Source organism: Variovorax sp. UMC13, assembly GCF_014170375.1.
Taxonomy (GTDB): domain Bacteria; phylum Pseudomonadota; class Gammaproteobacteria; order Burkholderiales; family Burkholderiaceae_C; genus Variovorax.
In genome coordinates this window covers 180957-197652 of record NZ_LZZW01000011.1, presented here as the reverse complement: position 1 = coordinate 197652, position 16696 = coordinate 180957, and the positions used below count along the sequence as shown (strand labels likewise).

Annotated in this window: 16 protein-coding genes; 5 read left to right on the top strand and 11 right to left on the bottom strand. The window is 70.2% G+C overall.

Annotated features, from left to right (window positions below; all coding sequences use genetic code 11):
• The 8 genes from A9977_RS07800 to argS form a co-directional block, all read right to left on the bottom strand.
• On the bottom strand, nt 1-672 hold the full coding sequence (locus A9977_RS07800; RefSeq protein WP_183024314.1) for a response regulator transcription factor: 672 nt from the start codon (nt 670-672) through the stop codon (nt 1-3).
• 122 nt (nt 673-794) lie between these two features.
• The gene (locus A9977_RS07795; RefSeq protein WP_183024313.1) at nt 795-2027 is read right to left on the bottom strand and encodes a class I SAM-dependent RNA methyltransferase; all 1233 of its coding nucleotides are present in this window, start codon (nt 2025-2027) and stop codon (nt 795-797) included.
• A 67-nt stretch (nt 2028-2094) separates the two neighbouring features.
• Nucleotides 2095-3669: an RNA polymerase factor sigma-54 gene (locus tag A9977_RS07790; protein ID WP_183024312.1), complete on the bottom strand. Its 1575-nt coding sequence runs from the start codon at nt 3667-3669 to the stop codon at nt 2095-2097.
• A gap of 153 nt (nt 3670-3822) precedes the next feature.
• On the bottom strand, nt 3823-4611 hold the full coding sequence (gene lptB / locus A9977_RS07785; RefSeq protein WP_183024462.1) for an LPS export ABC transporter ATP-binding protein: 789 nt from the start codon (nt 4609-4611) through the stop codon (nt 3823-3825).
• A gap of 26 nt (nt 4612-4637) precedes the next feature.
• Complete coding sequence (lptA, locus tag A9977_RS07780; protein WP_183024311.1) at nt 4638-5333, bottom strand: lipopolysaccharide transport periplasmic protein LptA; 696 nt, start codon at nt 5331-5333, stop codon at nt 4638-4640.
• Between the two features lie 118 nt (nt 5334-5451).
• Nucleotides 5452-6102, bottom strand: a complete 651-nt coding sequence (locus tag A9977_RS07775) for a thiol:disulfide interchange protein DsbA/DsbL (RefSeq protein ID WP_183024461.1) — start codon at nt 6100-6102, stop codon at nt 5452-5454.
• Nucleotides 6103-6210: 108 nt separating this feature from the next.
• Nucleotides 6211-6909 (bottom strand): SPOR domain-containing protein, encoded by a 699-nt coding sequence (locus A9977_RS07770; RefSeq protein ID WP_183024310.1) that lies wholly within the window; start codon nt 6907-6909, stop codon nt 6211-6213.
• A 14-nt stretch (nt 6910-6923) separates the two neighbouring features.
• Nucleotides 6924-8609 carry an arginine--tRNA ligase gene (gene argS, locus A9977_RS07765; protein ID WP_183024309.1) on the bottom strand — a complete coding sequence of 562 codons (1686 nt, stop codon included), beginning with the start codon at nt 8607-8609 and terminating at the stop codon, nt 6924-6926.
• A gap of 132 nt (nt 8610-8741) precedes the next feature.
• Here argS and A9977_RS07760 point away from each other — a divergent pair, with 132 nt between their 5' ends.
• Nucleotides 8742-9080, top strand: coding sequence for a hypothetical protein (locus tag A9977_RS07760; RefSeq protein ID WP_183024308.1), 339 nt, complete (start codon nt 8742-8744; stop codon nt 9078-9080).
• Nucleotides 9081-9146: 66 nt separating this feature from the next.
• Here the strand turns inward: A9977_RS07760 and A9977_RS07755 are convergent, their stop codons facing one another.
• Nucleotides 9147-9599, bottom strand: coding sequence for a DUF2214 family protein (locus A9977_RS07755; protein ID WP_183024307.1), 453 nt, complete (start codon nt 9597-9599; stop codon nt 9147-9149).
• Nucleotides 9600-9650: 51 nt separating this feature from the next.
• Entirely contained in the window at nt 9651-10574 is a 924-nt protein-coding gene (locus A9977_RS07750) for a LysR family transcriptional regulator (RefSeq protein ID WP_183024306.1), read from the bottom strand.
• Nucleotides 10575-10667: 93 nt separating this feature from the next.
• Between A9977_RS07750 and A9977_RS07745 the strand changes: the two genes are divergently transcribed.
• From A9977_RS07745 to A9977_RS07730, 4 genes are read left to right on the top strand one after another with little or no spacing between them, the layout of a single operon-like run.
• Nucleotides 10668-11279 (top strand): TetR/AcrR family transcriptional regulator, encoded by a 612-nt coding sequence (locus tag A9977_RS07745; protein WP_183024305.1) that lies wholly within the window; start codon nt 10668-10670, stop codon nt 11277-11279.
• Nucleotides 11276-12904, top strand: coding sequence for a transporter (locus A9977_RS07740; protein WP_183024304.1), 1629 nt, complete (start codon nt 11276-11278; stop codon nt 12902-12904). Before A9977_RS07745 ends, A9977_RS07740 begins: the two co-directional genes overlap by 4 nt.
• 10 nt (nt 12905-12914) lie before the next feature.
• Nucleotides 12915-14030: an HlyD family secretion protein gene (locus tag A9977_RS07735; protein WP_183024303.1), complete on the top strand. Its 1116-nt coding sequence runs from the start codon at nt 12915-12917 to the stop codon at nt 14028-14030.
• Entirely contained in the window at nt 14027-15424 is a 1398-nt protein-coding gene (locus tag A9977_RS07730) for an efflux transporter outer membrane subunit (RefSeq protein ID WP_220811592.1), read from the top strand. The genes A9977_RS07735 and A9977_RS07730 overlap by 4 nt, the downstream gene beginning before the upstream one ends.
• Here A9977_RS07730 and A9977_RS07725 read toward each other — a convergent pair.
• Entirely contained in the window at nt 15421-16605 is a 1185-nt protein-coding gene (locus A9977_RS07725) for a CaiB/BaiF CoA-transferase family protein (RefSeq protein ID WP_183024302.1), read from the bottom strand. The genes A9977_RS07730 and A9977_RS07725 overlap by 4 nt on opposite strands.
• Nucleotides 16606-16696 lie beyond the last annotated feature (91 nt).

The following is a 16696-nucleotide window of genomic DNA, read 5'->3' as shown; positions in this document are numbered from 1 at the left end:
TCAGGCCTCGGTCAGCGTCTGCGCCGCCAACACGGCCTCGGTGCGGTTGCGCACGTTGAGCGCGCGGAAGATCGCCGCGAGGTGGATCTTCACCGTGCCCTCGCTGATGCCCAGGCTGCGGCCGATCAGCTTGTTGGGCTTGCCCTGCGACAGCAGCTGCAGCACCTCGACCTGGCGGTCGGTCAGCACGTTGCGCAGCAGGTCGAGCGTCTGCACGGGGTTGGGGCCGCGCACCGCGGCGGCAGCGGCCGCAGCGGCTGCGCCGGGCAGGCCGGCCGGCACCGCCGACAGCATCATCGGCGGCACGTACACCCCGCCGGCCAGCACCAGCCGCACCGCCGAGATCATCACCTGCGGCGGATAGGCCTTGGGAATGAAGCCCCGCACGCCGCACTCGAGCGCGCAGCGCATCACGTTCGGGTCTTCGGTGCCCGACAGCACGATCACCGGGATGGCGGGATGGCGGCGGCGCAGTTCGTCGATGTGCGACTGGCCCTGCGCGCCGGGCATGTGGAGGTCGACCACCGCCAGGTCGACGTCGTCGGACACCCCGGCCAGCAGTTCGTCGACGCTCAGCGCCTGGACGAAGACGATGCCGGGTTCGATTTCGGACAGCTTGGCCTTGACCGCCTCGATGACGAGCCAGTGATCGTCGGCGATCAGCATTTTCATGGCGCAACCTCTGGCTCGAGCGAACTCTTGAAAACCAAAGATAACGTCGATTGCGACGCACGACAAGCGGGATCTATCCCCAACGGCATAGTCCCCAAGCGCTAAAGGCGCGGGCGGGGGCCTCAGGGGCGCGGCGCGCGGGCCGAACCGGCCACCATGTCGAAGCGGAACAGCCGGCATTCGATGGGCCCGTTCCACATCGGCACCCGGCGCGACTCCTTGAGCCGCATGCGCTTGGGCAGCTGCAGGTCGGGCGTGAGCATCCAGGCGGTCCAGCCGGCGTAGTTCTTCTTCCAGTGGCTCGCGAGCTGGCTGAAGAATTCGCCGCCGTCCTCGGTCGCGGCCTGCTCGCGCGCACCCAGGCGGGCCACGCCGCCGACCTCGATGCGCTCGCCGTAGGGCGGGTTGAGCACGATCACACCACCCTGCGGCGTGCCTTCGGGCGGCATGCGCTGCAGGGCGTCACCGCCGCGGAACTGGATCGCCCCGGCCACGCCCGCGCGCTCGGCGTTGCGCTCGGCGAAATCGACCATCCGGTGCGACACGTCGCTGCCGAAGATAGGCGGTGCGGCGGTCGCGGGCTGGTCGGCGGCCTCGTTCTGGATCGATTCCCAGACGTGCGGCTGGAAGGGCAGCAGCTTCTCGAAGCCGAAGCGCCGCAGCGCGCCGGCCGGGATGCCCAGGCCGATCTGCGCCGCCTCGATGGCGATGGTGCCGCTGCCGCAGCAGGGGTCGTACAGCGGCGCGGCCGACACCGCGCCGGTCTCCGGGTTCCACCAGCCGCTGGCGGCCAGCATGGCGGCGGCCAGCGTCTCCTTGAGCGGGGCATCGCCCGTGTCCTGGCGCCAGCCGCGCTTGAACAGCGGCTCGCCCGAGGTGTCGATGTAGAGCGTGCAGCTGTCGGTGGTGAGGTGCGCGAACACACGCACGTCGGGATGCTGGGTTTCGATGCTGGGGCGCACGCCGTGGGCCTTGGCGCGGAAGCGGTCGGCGATCGCGTCCTTGATGCGCAGCGTCGCGAAGTTCAGGCTGGTCAGCGGGCTGTGCTGGGCCGTGGTCTCGATCTTGAAGGTCTGCCGGGGCGTGAACCAGATCTCCCAGGCCACGCCGCTGGCGATGGCGTAGAGGTCGTTCTCGCTGCGGTAGGGCGCATGCGCGAGCTCGATCAGCACCCGCTGCGCGAGCCGGCTGTAGAGGTTGAGCTTCATCGCGTCGCGCCAGGAGCCGCGCACGAACACGCCGCCGCGCGAGGCCATCAGGTCGTCGCCCGCGAGACCGGTCAGGCCGTGCACCTCCTGGGCAAGAAAGTCCTCGACGCCGGCGGCGCAGGGCAGGAAGAGATGGAGCTGGTTCATGGGGTTCGGGCAGACGGAAGGAGGCCCGCCGATTGTCGCCGCTGGCGCGGCGCGTGCCGCTTCCGGCTCAGAGCGCCTTGCGCAGGCTGGCCGGCGCGATGCGCAGCGCCTCGCGGTACTTGGCCACGGTGCGGCGCGCGCACTCGATGCCCTGCTCCTTGAGCATCTCGGAGATCTGGCTGTCGGACAGCGGCTTCTTGATGTTCTCGGAACTCACGAACTGCTTGATCAGCGCCCGCACCGCGGTGCTCGAGGCGTTGCCGCCGGCCTCGGTGCCCAGCGCCGAGCCGAAGAAGTACTTGAGCTCGACCGTGCCGTAGGGCGTGGCCATGTACTTGGCGGTGGTCACGCGGCTGATGGTCGATTCGTGCAGGCCCAGTTCGTCGGCGATCTCGCGCAGCACCAGCGGGCGCATGGCCAGCTCGCCGTGCACGAAGTAGCTCTTCTGGCGCTCGACGATGGCGCTGCTCACGCGCAGGATGGTGTCGAAGCGCTGCTGGATGTTCTTGATGAACCAGCGCGCCTCCTGCAGTCGCTGCGACAGCGCCTGGCTGCCCTCGCCCTTGTGCGACTTGAGCGCGCCGGCATAGATGTCGTGCACGCGAAGGCGCGGCATCACCTCGGGGTTGAGCATCACGCGGAACTTGACGTTCGTGCCCTGTCCGGTGCGGGTCACGATCACGTCGGGCACCACGATGTTGCGCTCGACGTCGACGAAACGACGGCCCGGCTTGGGCTCCAGCGTGGCGATCAGCTGCAGCGCGCTGCGCACCTCTTCCTCGTTGCTGCGCGTGAGCGTGGCCAGGCGCTTGAAGTCGCGCCGCGCCAGCAGCTCCATCGGCTGCTTGCAGATCGCGATGGCGGTCTTGCGCACCTGCGCGCTGTCTTCGGACTCGCCGGGCTCGGCCAGCGCGCGCAGCTGGATCGCCAGGCATTCGCCCAGGTCGCGCGCGCCCACGCCGACCGGCTCCAGGCTCTGCAGCAGGCCCAGCGCCACCTGGAAGTGGTGCACCAGGCCGTCGAATTCGTCGTTGTCGTCGCCCGCCAGGCCGGAGGCCAGCGCAGGCAGCGAATCCTCGAGGTAACCGTCGTCGTTGAGCGACTCGATCAGGAAACGCAGGGCGGCGCGATCGCTCTCGTTGAGGCGCAGGCTCAGCGCCTGGCGGTGCAGGAAGGACTGCAGCGACTCCTGGCTGCGCGCCAGCTCGGTCGCATCGGCGCGCTCGCTGCCGTCGTTGGGGCCGAGGTTGTTGCTGCTGGCCGGGGCGTCGCCGCCCCACTCGCTGTCGTCGGGCGCCATCTCGACGGTGCCGTCGCCTTCCCAGTCAGGAGCGGCCTCGGTCGCGTCGACGGGCGGCGCATCGGCCTCGGCGGCGGCGCTGCTGCTGTCGGTGCTGGACGTGGCCGACGGGCCGGTCGTGAAGTCGTCGTCGCGCGGCGGCGGTGCATCGGCGACGTCGACGCCGAACTCCTCGCGCGGCGCCTCTTCGGCCGTGCGTTCCAGGAAGGGGTTCTCGTCGAGCATCTGCTCGACTTCCTGGCTCAGCTCGAGCGTGGACAGCTGCAGCAGCCGGATCGACTGCTGGAGCTGGGGCGTGAGCGCGAGATGCTGCGAGACACGCAGCGAAAGGCCCTGCTTCATGGAAAAATGGCTCCCCCCCAGGCTGCGCGCTTCGCGCTACGCCAACCCCCTACCGGGGGCGGGCCGGCCGCTTCGGGCGGCCGTGCGCGGCGGCCCCCGCGAAGAAGTTCCGCGTGGATGACGGCCACGTTCATCCTTGACCTCGCCGCACGGTCACATCCGGAAATGCTCGCCCAGGTACACGCGGCGTACCTCGGCGTTGTCGACGATCTCCGAAGGCGTGCCTTGTGCCAGCACATGCCCGTCGCTGATGATGAACGCGTGATCGCAGATGCCCAGGGTCTCGCGCACGTTGTGATCGGTGATGAGCACGCCGATGCCGCGGCCCTTGAGGAAGCTCACGATGCGCTGGATCTCGATCACCGCGATCGGGTCGATGCCGGCGAAGGGCTCGTCGAGCAGGATGAAGCGCGGCTGCGTGGCCAGTGCGCGGGCGATCTCGACGCGGCGGCGTTCACCGCCCGACAGCGCCAGCGCGGGCGAGTCACGCAGGTGGTCGACCCGCAGTTCCGCCAGCAGTTCGTTGAGCCGCTGCTCGACACGCGCACTCGACAGCGGCGCCTGCTTGCCCTTGGCGTCGGGTTCGCGCTGCAGCTCGAGCACGGCCCGCACGTTCTCCTGCACCGTGAGCTTGCGGAAGATCGAGGCTTCCTGCGGCAGGTACGACAGGCCCATGCGCGCGCGGCGATGGATCGGCATGTGGGCGATCGGTTCGCCGTCGATGCTGATCTCGCCTGCATCGGCGCGCACCAGCCCGACGATCATGTAGAAGGAGGTGGTCTTGCCGGCGCCGTTGGGGCCCAGCAGGCCCACCACTTCGCCCTTCTGCACGTCCAGCGACACGTCCTTGACGACCTGGCGGCTGCCGTAGCGCTTCTGCAGGCCGCGCACCTGCAGCCGGCTGACCGACGGATCGGCCGCGCCGGTCCCGTCGATCGACATCCGCCCGGTGTTGACGCTGCCGTCGGTCACGGGCGCGGTCCTCCGTCGAGCGTGGTGCTCGGTCGCAGGCCACGGCCCGGCGCGGGCGTCGGGGTGGCGGGTGCGGGGGCCGGCGTGGCCGACGATTTGGCGGCGCCGGAGGCCGCGGCCCGGGGCGTGAGGATGGTGCGGACCCGGCTGCCCGGCGCGCCGGCGGTCACGCTGGCGCCCGGCGCCGCGCTCGCGCCGTTGACGGTGAAGGTGTCCTTGCCCTGGTCGTAGACGATCAGTTCGCCGCTGCTCTCGTCGTTGGGCGTGGCGCCGATCAGGCGACGCATCACCGCGCGGCGGATGAACTTCACGTTGTCGGCCCGGCTGTCGTATTCGATGACCTCGCCCTCGCCTTCGGTCCACTCGTCGTCGGCCGTGTCGCGCTTCTGCTTGTAATAGGCCAGCTTGCCCGGGGCCGCCGTGACCACGCCGTACTGGTAGCCCTCGGGGTCCTGGCGCACGTCGATGCGCGCGCCGCGGATCAGGATGGTGCCCTTGGTCACCACCACGTTGCCGGTGAACACGCTGGTCTGCTGGAGGTCGTCATAGCGCATCGCGTCGGCCTCGATGTTCATCGGCTTGGTCCGGTCGGCCTTCTCGGCCAGGGCCGGAAAAGCGGCGCAGGCCAGCATCAGCACGGCAGCGCCGGCGCGCAGGAGGGAGAGGAGTGGGGAGGTGGGGCGCGAGGTCATAGAGGCACGAAACTTGCTCGATCATTGTATGCGGCACGGGGCGCCGCATCGGTTGCGCAGACGAAAAAGCCCGCCGAAGCGGGCTGGTTCCGGGCGGAGCCGCACAAACCGCGGCGCTTCAGGACTTGCGCGCTTCGGCGATCAGCGCGTTGGTGACTTCCAGCGCACGGTCCAGCGAGCCGGCCGTATCGCCGTCGATGTACCAGCGGCCGGCCACGCCCAGTGCGGGCACGCCCGCGACCTGGTAGTCGGCCGTGAGCTGGGTCGCGCGCTTGGCCTTGCCGGCCACCGAGAAGGACTTGTACAGGTCGGCGAACTTCTTCGCGTCGAAGCCGGGCTGCTTCTCGAACCAGGCCACGATCGCGGCGTCGCCGAACAGCGGCTGGCGCTGCTGGTGGATGGCCTGGAACAGCTTCATCTGGAACTCGTCGACCTTGCCCATGGCTTCGAGCGCGTAGTAGAGGCGCTGCTTGGGTTCGGTGTCGTTGCCCACGAAAGGCACCGGGATGCGGCGGAACACCACGTCGGCCGGCAGCTGCTTGACCCAGGTCTCCAGGCGCGGCTCGAAGGCGGCGCAATGCGGGCAGTTGTAAGAGAAGAATTCGACCACTTCGACCTTGCCCGCGGGCGTGTCGACCGGCGCCCGCTTGCCCAGCACGATGTAGTCGGTGCCGGCCTTGGGTGCGCGGCCCTGGGCCTGCACGCCGGTGGCGGCGAAGGGAAGCAGCGCCACCGAGGCGGCGGTCAGCGAAAAGTCACGGCGTTTCATCATCAAAGGTTCTCCAGTGCGGCTGACAGAGCCGCGAGGCCGGTGCGGAGTTCCCGCACCGAAGAAATCGAGGGCCGCGCGACATCGCATCGGGCCGAGGCCCTGCGCCTATCGTTGAACGCGCACCAGATTGGATTCGAAGCCGCCACCGTCGAGGCGCGACTTGAGCCGGTCGGCATCTTCCTTCTTGTTGAAAGGCCCGGCACGCACACGGAATACCGTGCGTCCGGCCTGCTCGCGCTCGGTGATCCGGGCTTCCACGCCCATCAGCGACATCTTCGCCCGCTGGGCCTCGGCGTCCTCGGTGGTGCGGAAGGCGCCGGCCTGCACGAAGTAGACGAAGGGATCGGGTCCGTCGCCGACGGTGCCGACCGGGCCGACGGCACCGGCACGCGCGCGCGCCAGGTCGCCCAGCGGATCGGCCGAGGTCGAGGGCTTGGCGACTTCGGCCGGCGACACGGTGCGCGGCTTGGCCGGCTGCGCCGTGCCGGAGGCATCGGGCGGCACCACCACCGGCACCGGGCCGGTCGAGGGCGGATTGAGCGGCCCGGCCGAGGCCGGCTGCGAGGTTTCGGGCGGCGTGGCCGGCCGTGCCGAGGGCTTGCCCGACAGCGGTGCGTTCGGGTTCCAGTCGCGGTTCTTGCGCGCCTCGGCCTCGTCCTGCTCGGCGCCGCCGCGCTGGGTCTTGGTCATGAAGGGGATCGGCACCTTGGTCACGTAGACCGCGATGCCGAGCGCGACGCCGAGCCCCAGCACGATGCCGATGATCAGGCCGATGGCCGTGTTGCCGCGTTGTCTTGTTTTCATGGGTGAGGAAGGGTTCACATCTTGCGCGGCGCACTGACGCCGAGCACCGCGAGGCCATTGTGCAGCACCTGCGCGGTGGCGGCGACCAGCGCCAGCCGGGCCTTCTTGACCGCCTCGTCGTCGACCAGGATGCGTTCGGCGTCGTAGTAGCTGTGGTAGCTGGCCGCCAGCTCACGCAGGTAGAAGGTCACGTCGTGCGGCGCGAAGTCGGCCGCCGCGGCCGTCAGCATGGCCGGGTACTTGGCCAAGAGCAGCATCAGCGCCTGCGCGGCCGGGCTCTCGAGCGCCGACAGGTCGACGCCCTGCAGCGCGGCCACGTCGCCGCCCCAGGCCGCCAGCACCGAGCAGATGCGCGCATGCGCGTACTGCACGTAGTAGACCGGGTTGTCGTTGTTCTTCGCCACCGCGAGGTCGATGTCGAAGGTGTATTCGGTGTCGGGCTTGCGCGAGAGCAGGAAGAAGCGCACCGCGTCGGTGCTGGTCCATTCGATCAGGTCGCGCAGCGTGACGTAGCTGCCGGCGCGCTTGCTGATCTTGACCTCTTCGCCGCCCTTGACCACGCGCACCATGGTGTGCAGCACGTAGTCGGGGTAGCCGGCCGGGATGCCGACGCCGGCCGCCTGCAGGCCCGCGCGCACCCGCGCGATCGTGCCGTGGTGGTCGGTGCCCTGGATGTTCACGACCTTGTGGAAGCCGCGCTCCCACTTGGCGATGTGATAGGCCACGTCGGGCACGAAGTAGGTGTACGTGCCGTCCTGCTTGCGCATGACGCGGTCCTTGTCGTCGCCGTACTCGGTCGACCGGAGCCACAGCGCGCCGTCCTGCTCGTAGGTCTTGCCGGCGTCGATCAGCTTCTGCACCGTGGCGGCCACGCGGCCGCTGGTGTAGAGGCTGGACTCGAGGTAGTAGTTGTCGAACTTGACCTGGAAGGCCTGGAGGTCCAGGTCCTGCTCGCGCCGCAGGTAGGCCACCGCGAACTGGCGGATCGAATCGATGTCCTCGACGTCTCCGCTGGCCGTGTAGGCACGGTCGTCGGCGCTGACGGTCTTCTTCGCCTTGAAGTCTTCGGCGATGTCGGCGATGTAGTCGCCGTTGTAGGCCGCGGCCTTCTCGCCGCTCGGCCATTCGGCGTCGCCCGGCTTGAAGCCCTGCAGCCGCAGCTGGGTGCTGTGGGCCAGCGTCTGGATCTGGACGCCGGCGTCGTTGTAATAGAACTCGCGGTAGACGTCCTGGCCCTGGGTGCTCAGCAGGCTGCAGATCGCGTCGCCCAGCGCCGCCTGGCGGCCGTGGCCGACGTGCAGCGGGCCGGTCGGGTTGGCCGAGACGAACTCGACCAGCACGCGCTCGCCGCGCGCCGGCTGGCGGCCGAAGGCCTCGCCAGCGGCCAGCACCTCGCGCACGATCTGCTGCTTGGCGGCCGTCTTGAGCCGGATGTTGAGGAAGCCCGGGCCGGCGATCTCGACCGCATCGACCCACTGGCCGAAGGCCGGCGTGGCGCGCAGCGCGGCGCTGAGTTCCTCGGCCAGCTCGCGCGGCTTGCGCCCCAGGGGCTTGGCGAGCTGCATCGCCGCCGTGCTGGCGAAATCGCCGTGCGCCGCGACCTTGGGCGATTCGAAGATCGCCTTGGCACCGGCACCGGGGGAAAAGGATTCGAGCGTGTTCGCGAGCGCCGCGAGCAGCTCCTGTTTGACCAATAGCATCGCCGGATTTTACCGGGGGCAAACCCGAGCCCCGTTGACGATCGTCATCCGATCGTTGCCGTGGCCCGTTAGGATGGCTCGCCCCAGGGTGGGGCACGGGTCACAACCAACCTTGCAAGGACACATCCCATCATGAAAAAGCTCCTTTCCCTGGTCGCCTCCACCATCGCGCTGGGCGCCTGCCTCTCCTTCAGCGCCTATGCGCAGGACAAGGCCGCCGCACCGGCAGCCGCGCCCGCCGCCACCGCGGCCGCCGGCGCCACCTGCGACGCCAAGGCCGTCGACAAGAACGGCAAGGCCCTGGCCGGCGCCGCCAAGACCAGTTTTGTGAAGAAGTGTGAGAAGGACGCCAAGGCCGCCTCGGCACCCGCCTGCGCCGCCAAGGCCATCGACAAGAACGGCAAGCCCCTGGCCGGCGCCGCCAAGAACAGCTTCGTCAAGAAGTGCGAAGCGGACGCCGCCAAGGGCTGACACCGCGAGGCGCGGACAGCCGCTGACCGAAGGCCCGCCGCGTGCGGGCCTTTGTCATGGCGGGTGCTACTTGCCGAAGCCGCGCGCCAGGAAGACGGCGAACAGCGGGATCACCGCGATCAGGTGCGCCTGCACCATCACCAGCTTGCGCGTCTTCGCGACCTCGGCGGCGGCCGGCAAGGCACCGGTCGCGCGCAGCGTCTTGCGCCAGCGCAGGTAGGTCAGCGTGGGGAAGATCGAGACGAGGCCGACCACGATGAACAAGGTGAGCTTCACGTGCAGCAGCGGGTGGGTCCAGTACCAGGCCGTGCCCTTGACACCCAGCAGCGTGCGGGCGATGCCGGTGGCCAGCACCGCGACCGCCGCGATGCCGTAGACCCGGTCCACCGTGGCCAGGCGCTCGACCACGGCGGCGTTGAGCCACTGCACGCGGCACAGCGCGGCTTCGCTGGAGACGAACACGACCATCGTGAGGATGGCCAGGATGTGCAGGTAGGCGAGGATGGCTTCGAGGGTCATCGATGGCTCTCTTCTTCGTCAAGGGGTCGGACGGTGCGGCCGATTGTGCCGCTATCCGGTCGTCCAGAACTCCGGCCGGCCGTACTCGGCCTTGAGGAAATCCAGCCACAGCCGCACCCGCAGCGCCAGATGCTTGCGCTGGGGGAACACCGCGTAGATGCCGTTGGGCGGCGCCGCGTAGTCGTCGAGCAGCGGCACCAGCAGCCCGGCCTCGACCTCGGCCTCGATCTCCCAGCTGCTGCGCCAGGCAATGCCGTGGCCGGCCAGGCACCAGTCGTGCAGCACCTGGCCGTCGGAGCAGTCGAGCGGGCCGGTCGGTTTCATGTGGACGATCTCGGCCTCGCCCTGGGCCGAGGCCACGCGAAATGCCCAGCCGCGAGTCTGCGAGGCATCGCTCGACAGCGTGAGGCAGGCGAAGCGCGCCAGCTCCGAAGGATGGCGCGGCATGCCATGGCGGCGCAGGAACTCGGGCGTGGCCACGCAGCGCCGGCGGTTGTCGGCCAGGCGCAGGCTCACCAGCGAGGAGTCGGGCAGGTCGCCCACGCGCACCGCGCAGTCGAAGCTCTCGCCCGCCACGTCGACCACCCGGTCGCTCAGGTTGAGCGAGATCGTGACCTCCGGATGCAGCGCGTGGAAACGCGGCACCAGCGGCGCCACGTGGCGGCGCCCGAAGCCGGCCGGCGCCGTGACCCGCAGGTGGCCGCTGGCCTTGACCCCGCCGGCGCTGACGCTGGCCTCGGCGTTGGCGAACTCCGCCAGCAGGCGCTGGCAGTCCTCGAGGTAGGCGCTGCCCTCGTGGGTCAGCGTGAGGCGCCGCGTGGTGCGCAGCAGCAGCTTGACGCCCAGCCGTTCCTCCAGCGCGTCGATGCGCCGGCCGATGATGGCCGGCGCCACCCCCTCGGCCTTGGCGGCCGCCGTGAGGCTGCCGCGGGTCGCGACCGAGACGAAGGATTCGAGTTGGGTGAGGCGGTCCATCGGGGGCGATTATGGGGAGCACGGCCGGCGCCAGCGGGAAATCCGATGTTTCGATACAATAGAGTTTCGAAACTACATCGTTCCGTTATCTCCATGACCACCGACACGCCCCTGCCCACCCCCGGCCGCCCGCGCGATGCCGCGCTCGACGCCAGCATCCTGCGCGCCGCGATGGAGATCCTGGGCGAGTCCGGCATCCATGCCGTGACCATGGACGCGGTGGCGCAGCGCGCGGGCGCGGGCAAGGCCTCGCTCTACCGGCGCTGGAAGTCCAAGGACGAACTGCTGGCCGATGCGCTCACGCTGCATTCGCCCATCGACGTGGAGGTCGACACCGGCTCGCTGCGCGGCGACCTGGCCAAGGTCTACGAGCACTACTACGGCTTGGGCAACCACGTGATGCAGGCGGCGGTGCAGGAGATGCTGGGCAACGTGCGCCAGCACATGGCCTGGACCGAGAAGGTCACGCCCGAGCGGCTCACGGCGCGCCGCGCCAAGGTGCGCGCGCTGGTCGAGCGCGCGGTCGCGCGCGGCGAGATCGCGGCGCCGGAGGACATGGACATGCTGCTCGACCTGGTGCCGGCCATGATCCTGTACCGCTACAACACGCGCAACCAGAAGGTCAGCCGCGCCTCGATCGCGCGCTTCATCGACGGCCTGGTGCTGCCGCTCACGCGCGCGCCCGGCAAGGACACGGCGAGATGAGCGAGCAGGCCGTCGACACCGCAGCACCGGCCGTGCCCGAGGCCGCGCCCTACAGCGTGCGCGAAGGCGTGGCCTTCGGCGCGGTGTCGCTGCTGCTCGCGCTCACGCAGGGGCTGGGCGTGAACCTGGTCAACTCGAACCTGAGCGGCATCCAGGGCGCGCTCGGCGCCACCGCCACCGAGGCGAGCTGGCTCACCACCGCCTACTTCGCCACCAACATCACGGCCTCGCTGCTGCTGACCAAGGTGCGCTACCAGTACGGGCTGCGCCGCTTCGTCGACATCGTGATCCCGCTGTACCTGCTGCTGGCGGTGTCGCACCTGTTCGCGCAGCACCTGGGCTCGGCCATCCTGGTGCGCGCCGCGCTGGGGCTGGCGGCCGCGCCGATCAGCAGCCTGGCCGTGCTCTACATGGCGCAGGCCTTTCCCGCGCCCAAGGCCGTGATCGGGCTGCTGCTCGGCTTCGCCGGCCTGCAGATCGGGGCGCCGCTGTCACGCATCATTTCCGAGGACCTGCTGCAGATCGGCCAGTGGCACGGCCTGCACTTCATCGACGCCGGCCTGGCCATCCTGTGCTTCGCCGCGATCAACGTGGTGCGGCTCAAGCCCATGCCCACGCAGCAGATGTTCGCCAAGGGCGACGGCATCGTGTTCACGCTCTACGCGGTGGCGCTGGCGCTGCTGTGCGTGGTGCTCACGCAGGGCCGGCTGCACTGGTGGAGCGACACGCCCTGGCTGGGCCTGTGCCTGGCCGGCGCGGTGGTGTGCTTCGGGCTCTACCTGGCGATCGAGCTGCAGCGCGAGAAGCCGCTGATCGACCTGCACTGGCTGGGCACGCCCTTCATGCTGCGCTTCATGGGCGCGATCCTGCTGTTCCGCATCGTGCTGTCGGAGCAGACCGTGGGCGCGGTCGGCCTGATGAACACGCTGGGTTTCACCAACGACCAGATGCATGTGCTGTTCGCCTGGGTCACGGTGGGCACGGTGGTCGGCTTCCTCGCGGCCGCGCTGGCGATCCCGTCGAAGCGCTTCGGGGTGCTGGGCGACATCGCGCTGGTGCTGATCATGGTGGCGGCCGTGATGGACGGCCGCTCGACCGTGCTCACCCGCCCGCACGACCTGTACCTCTCGCAGACGCTTCTGGCCGCGGCCAGCTCGATGTTCCTGGCCTCGGCCATGCTGCAGGGCTTCCTGCACGTGATCGCGGGCGGCATGAAGAACCTGGTGAGCTTCATCGCCATCTTCAGCGGCGGCCAGGCCCTGGCCGGCCTGGTCGGCCAGGCCTGGCTCTCGACCCTGCTGGCCGAACGCCAGCGGCTGCACTACGGCCAGCTGGTCGAACACCTGACGCTGGGCGACCCGCAGGTGGTGCAGCGGCTCACGCAGCTCGGCGGCGCCTACGCCTCGACGCTCAACGACAGCGCCGCGCGCGCCAACCAGGCGCTCACGCTGCTGGGCCAGCAGGTCACGCAGCAGTCCTTCGTCATGGCCTACAACGACCTGTTCCACGCGGTGGCGCTGGTCTCCACGCTGGGCTTCCTCGTCTTCGCGGGCGTCAAGACGCACCGCTGGCACCGTGCCCGCAACGCGGCCCCGGCCGCGCCGCTCGCACCCGCTTCTTCCTGATCGCCTCATCATGTCCTTCGCTTCCAAGACCCTCCGTTCGCGCAGCACCTGGATCGTGCTCGCCGCCACCCTGCTCTGCCTGGGCCTGGTGCTCTACGCCTGGCGCCTGCCGCCCTTCCGCACCGGCACCGAGACCACCGAGAACGCCTACGTGCGCGGCATGGTGACCCTGGTCGCGCCCAAGGTCGACGGCTACGTGGCCGAGGTGCTGGTGCAGGACTACATGGCGGTGCAGGCGGGCCAAGTGCTGGTGAAGCTGGACGATCGCATCTACCGCCAGAAGCTCGAGCAGGCACGCAGCGCGCTCGCCGCGCAGGAAGCCAACCTGGCCAACACCGTGCAGGCGCGCCGCGCGCGCGAGGCCGCGATCGGCAACACGCAGGCGCAGATCGCCAGCGCCAAGGCCCAGCAGGCCAATGCCCGCGCCCAGCTCGCGCGCGCCCAGGCCGACATGCGGCGCGCCACGCCGCTGGCGCAGGACGGCTCGCTGTCGCAGCGCGAACGCGACCAGACCGAGGCCGCGCTGCACCAGGCCGAGGCCACGCTCAAGCAGGCCGAGGCCGGCGCGGCGCAGGCCCAGGCCGGCCAGGCGGTCGCCACGCAGGACCTGCAGACCGTGGTGGTCAACCGCGGCGCGGTGGAAGCGGCGGTCGAGTCGGCGCGCGCCGCGGTCAAGCTGGCCGAGATCGATCTCGACAACACGCAGATTCGCGCACCGCGCGACGGCCATGTGGGCGAAGTCGGCGTGAAGCTGGGCCAGTACGTCACGCCGGGCACGCAGCTGGTGGCGGTGGTGCCGTCACAAGTGTGGGTGGTGGCGAACTTCAAGGAAGCGCAGACCGCGCGCATGGCGCCGGGCCAGGTGGCGCGCTTCCATGTCGATGCGTTGTCGGATGCGGCGCTGACCGGTCGCGTCGAGCGCCTGTCGCCGGCCACCGGCTCGGAATTCAGCGTGATCAAGCAGGACAACGCGACCGGCAACTTCACCAAGATCCCGCAGCGGCTGTCGGTGCGCATCGCGGTCGATCCCGACCAGGCCCAGAGCGCGCGCCTGCGCCCGGGCATGTCGGTGGTGGTGAGCGTGGACACGCACTCGGCGCAGGACACGACAAGGAGCACGCCGTGAAACGCCTCGCCCTGATCGCCACGGCCCTGGGTGCGGCGCTGCTGCTGCAGGCCTGCGGCAGCGTGCCGGCCGCGCATGCGCTCCCGGCCGAGGTGCCCGCCGCATGGCAGCCCTCGACCCTGCAGACCTCGGCCACCCGCGTGCAGGCCGGCTGGTGGCGCGATCTCGGCGACCCGGTGCTCGACGGCCTGGTCGAACGCGCACTGGCGCGCAACACCGACCTGCGCAGCGCCGCCGCCCGCGTGGCCGAAGCGCGCGCGCTCAGCGACGTGCAGCAGGCTTCCGCGCTGCCCACGCTGGACTTCGGCGTGGGTGCCAACCGCAGCCGCAGCATCAGCGCCGCCACCGGCAAGCCCTACCTGTCGACCGTGCTGCAGCCGCAGTTCCAGGCCGCCTACGAGGTCGACCTGTGGGGCCGCATCGATGCGCTGGGCCAGGCCGCCGACGCGCAGCTGCAGGCCAGCGAATCCGCGCGCGACAGCGCCGCGCTGAGCGTGGCTGCGACCCTGGTCTCGGGCTACGTCAACCTGCGGGCGCTGGATGCCCGGGTCGAGGTCGCGCGCCAGACCTTGGCGGCGCGCGCATCGGCCCTGGACCTCGCGCGCTCGCGCCAGCAGCGCGGCTACAGCTCGGCGCTGGAAACGCAGCAGAGCGAAGCCGAATACCGCGCGACCGCGGCCGTGGTGCCGCAGCTCGCGCTGGCGATCCGCCGTCAGGAACATGCGCTGCGCCTCTTGACCGGCGACGCGCCCGGCGCCGTCGAACGCGGCCTGCCGCTGACCGACCTGCGCATGGCCGCGCTGCCTTCGATCGGCCTGCCTTCGGAGCTGCTGCGCCGCCGCCCCGACATCGCGAGCGCCGAAGCGCAACTGGCCGCGACCGATGCGCAGATCGCCGCGGCACGCGCGCAGCTGCTGCCCGCGATCCGCCTGTCGGCCACGCTGGGCAGCATCAGCTCGAGCGCGCTCACCGGCGACCCGTTCCAGCTCTGGAGCCTGGGCGGCAGCGTGCTGGCGCCGTTGTTCGAGGGGGGCAGGCTGCGCGCGGGCGTGCGCGCCGCCGACGCGCGGCGCGACCAGGCGCTGGCTGCCTACGAGAAGAGCGTGCTGACCGCCTTCGGCGAAGTGGAAGACCAGCTGGCCGCGATCGACGAGCTGGCGCGCCAGGCGGTCGAGGTGGAAGCCCAGCGCGTGGCGCTGCAGGAGACCCTGCGCGTCGCGAGCAACCGCTACCGCGAGGGCTATGCCTCGCACCTCGACGAACTGGACGCGCAGCGCAACCTGTTCAGCGCGCAGCAGACGGCGCTGCAGCTGCGGGCGGACCAGCTCTCGGCCCGCATCGCGCTCGACCGCGCGCTGGGCGGTGGGTGGCAGGCGGCGGACGCGAAGCGCTAGGCCGCCGCGCCGCCCGCCTTCAGTGCGGCGATCTCCGCGTCGCTGTAGCCGACTTCCTTCATCAGCGCATCGGTGTGCTCGCCCAGCAGCGGGGGCTGCAGCCGCAGGCCCGGACGCTGGCCGCCCAGCGTGAAGGGCATCAGCGGCACCTTGGATTCGCTGCCGTCGTTCATGCGCACGGGCGCCAGGCCGCCGGTGGCGTTGAGGTGCGGGTCGTCGAACAGCTCCTGCGGCTTGACGATCGGCGCGAAGGGCAGCTCGTTGCGCTCGAACACCGCGCTGAGTTCGGCCGCGCTGCGCGAGGCCAGGTGCGCGCGCAGGATCGGCATCATCCAGTCGCGCGCCCGCACGCGGTCGTTGTTGGTCGCAAGCCGCGGGTCGGCCTGCATCTCGGCCAGCCCGAAGGCCTGGCAGAAGATGGCCCACTGCTTGTCGCTCACCACGGCCAGGAAGATCTGCTCGCCGCCCTGCACCGTGAACACGTCGTAGATGCCCCAGGCCGAGATGCGGCTGGGCATCGGGTCGGCGGCCTTGCCGGTGGCGGCGAACTGCATCATGTGCTGCGCCACCAGGAAGATGTTGTTCTCGAACAGCGCCGACTGCACCTCGCAGCCTTCGCCCGTCTGTTCGCGCTGGCGCAGCGCGGCCATGGCGCCGATGGCGCCGAACATGCCGCCCATGATGTCGTTCACGCTGGTGCCCGCGCGCAGCGGGTCGCCGGCGCGGCCGGTCATGTAGGCCAGGCCGCCCATCATCTGCACCACCTCGTCGAGCGCGGTGCGGTGGTCGTAGGGGCCGGGCAGGAAGCCCTTGTGGCTCACGTAGATCAGGCGCGGGTCGCGCTGGCGCAGGGCGTCATAGTCGAGGCCCAGTTTCTTCATCGTGCCCGGCTTGAAGTTCTCGCTCACGATGTCGGCGCTGGCGATCAGCTTGAGCGCGGCCGCCACGCCTTCGGGCTTCTTCAGGTCGAGCGCGATGCTCTTCTTGTTTCGGTTGAAGGTGGGAAAGAAGCCCGCGCCCGACCCCAGCAACCGGCGCGTGTCGTCACCCGCGATCGGCTCGACCTTGATGACTTCGGCGCCCAGGTCGCCCAGCAGCATGCCGCAGGTCGGACCCATGACCATGTGGGTGAATTCGACGACGCGGATGCCCGCATAGGGCAGGGGTGGAGCATGGGACATGGGTGAGCCTGGGACACTGGAAAAGCGCTATTTTCAGCGGATCGGCGGCCGGCGCGGCATGCGGCATCGCCGAGGGCAGGGCTTGGAACCA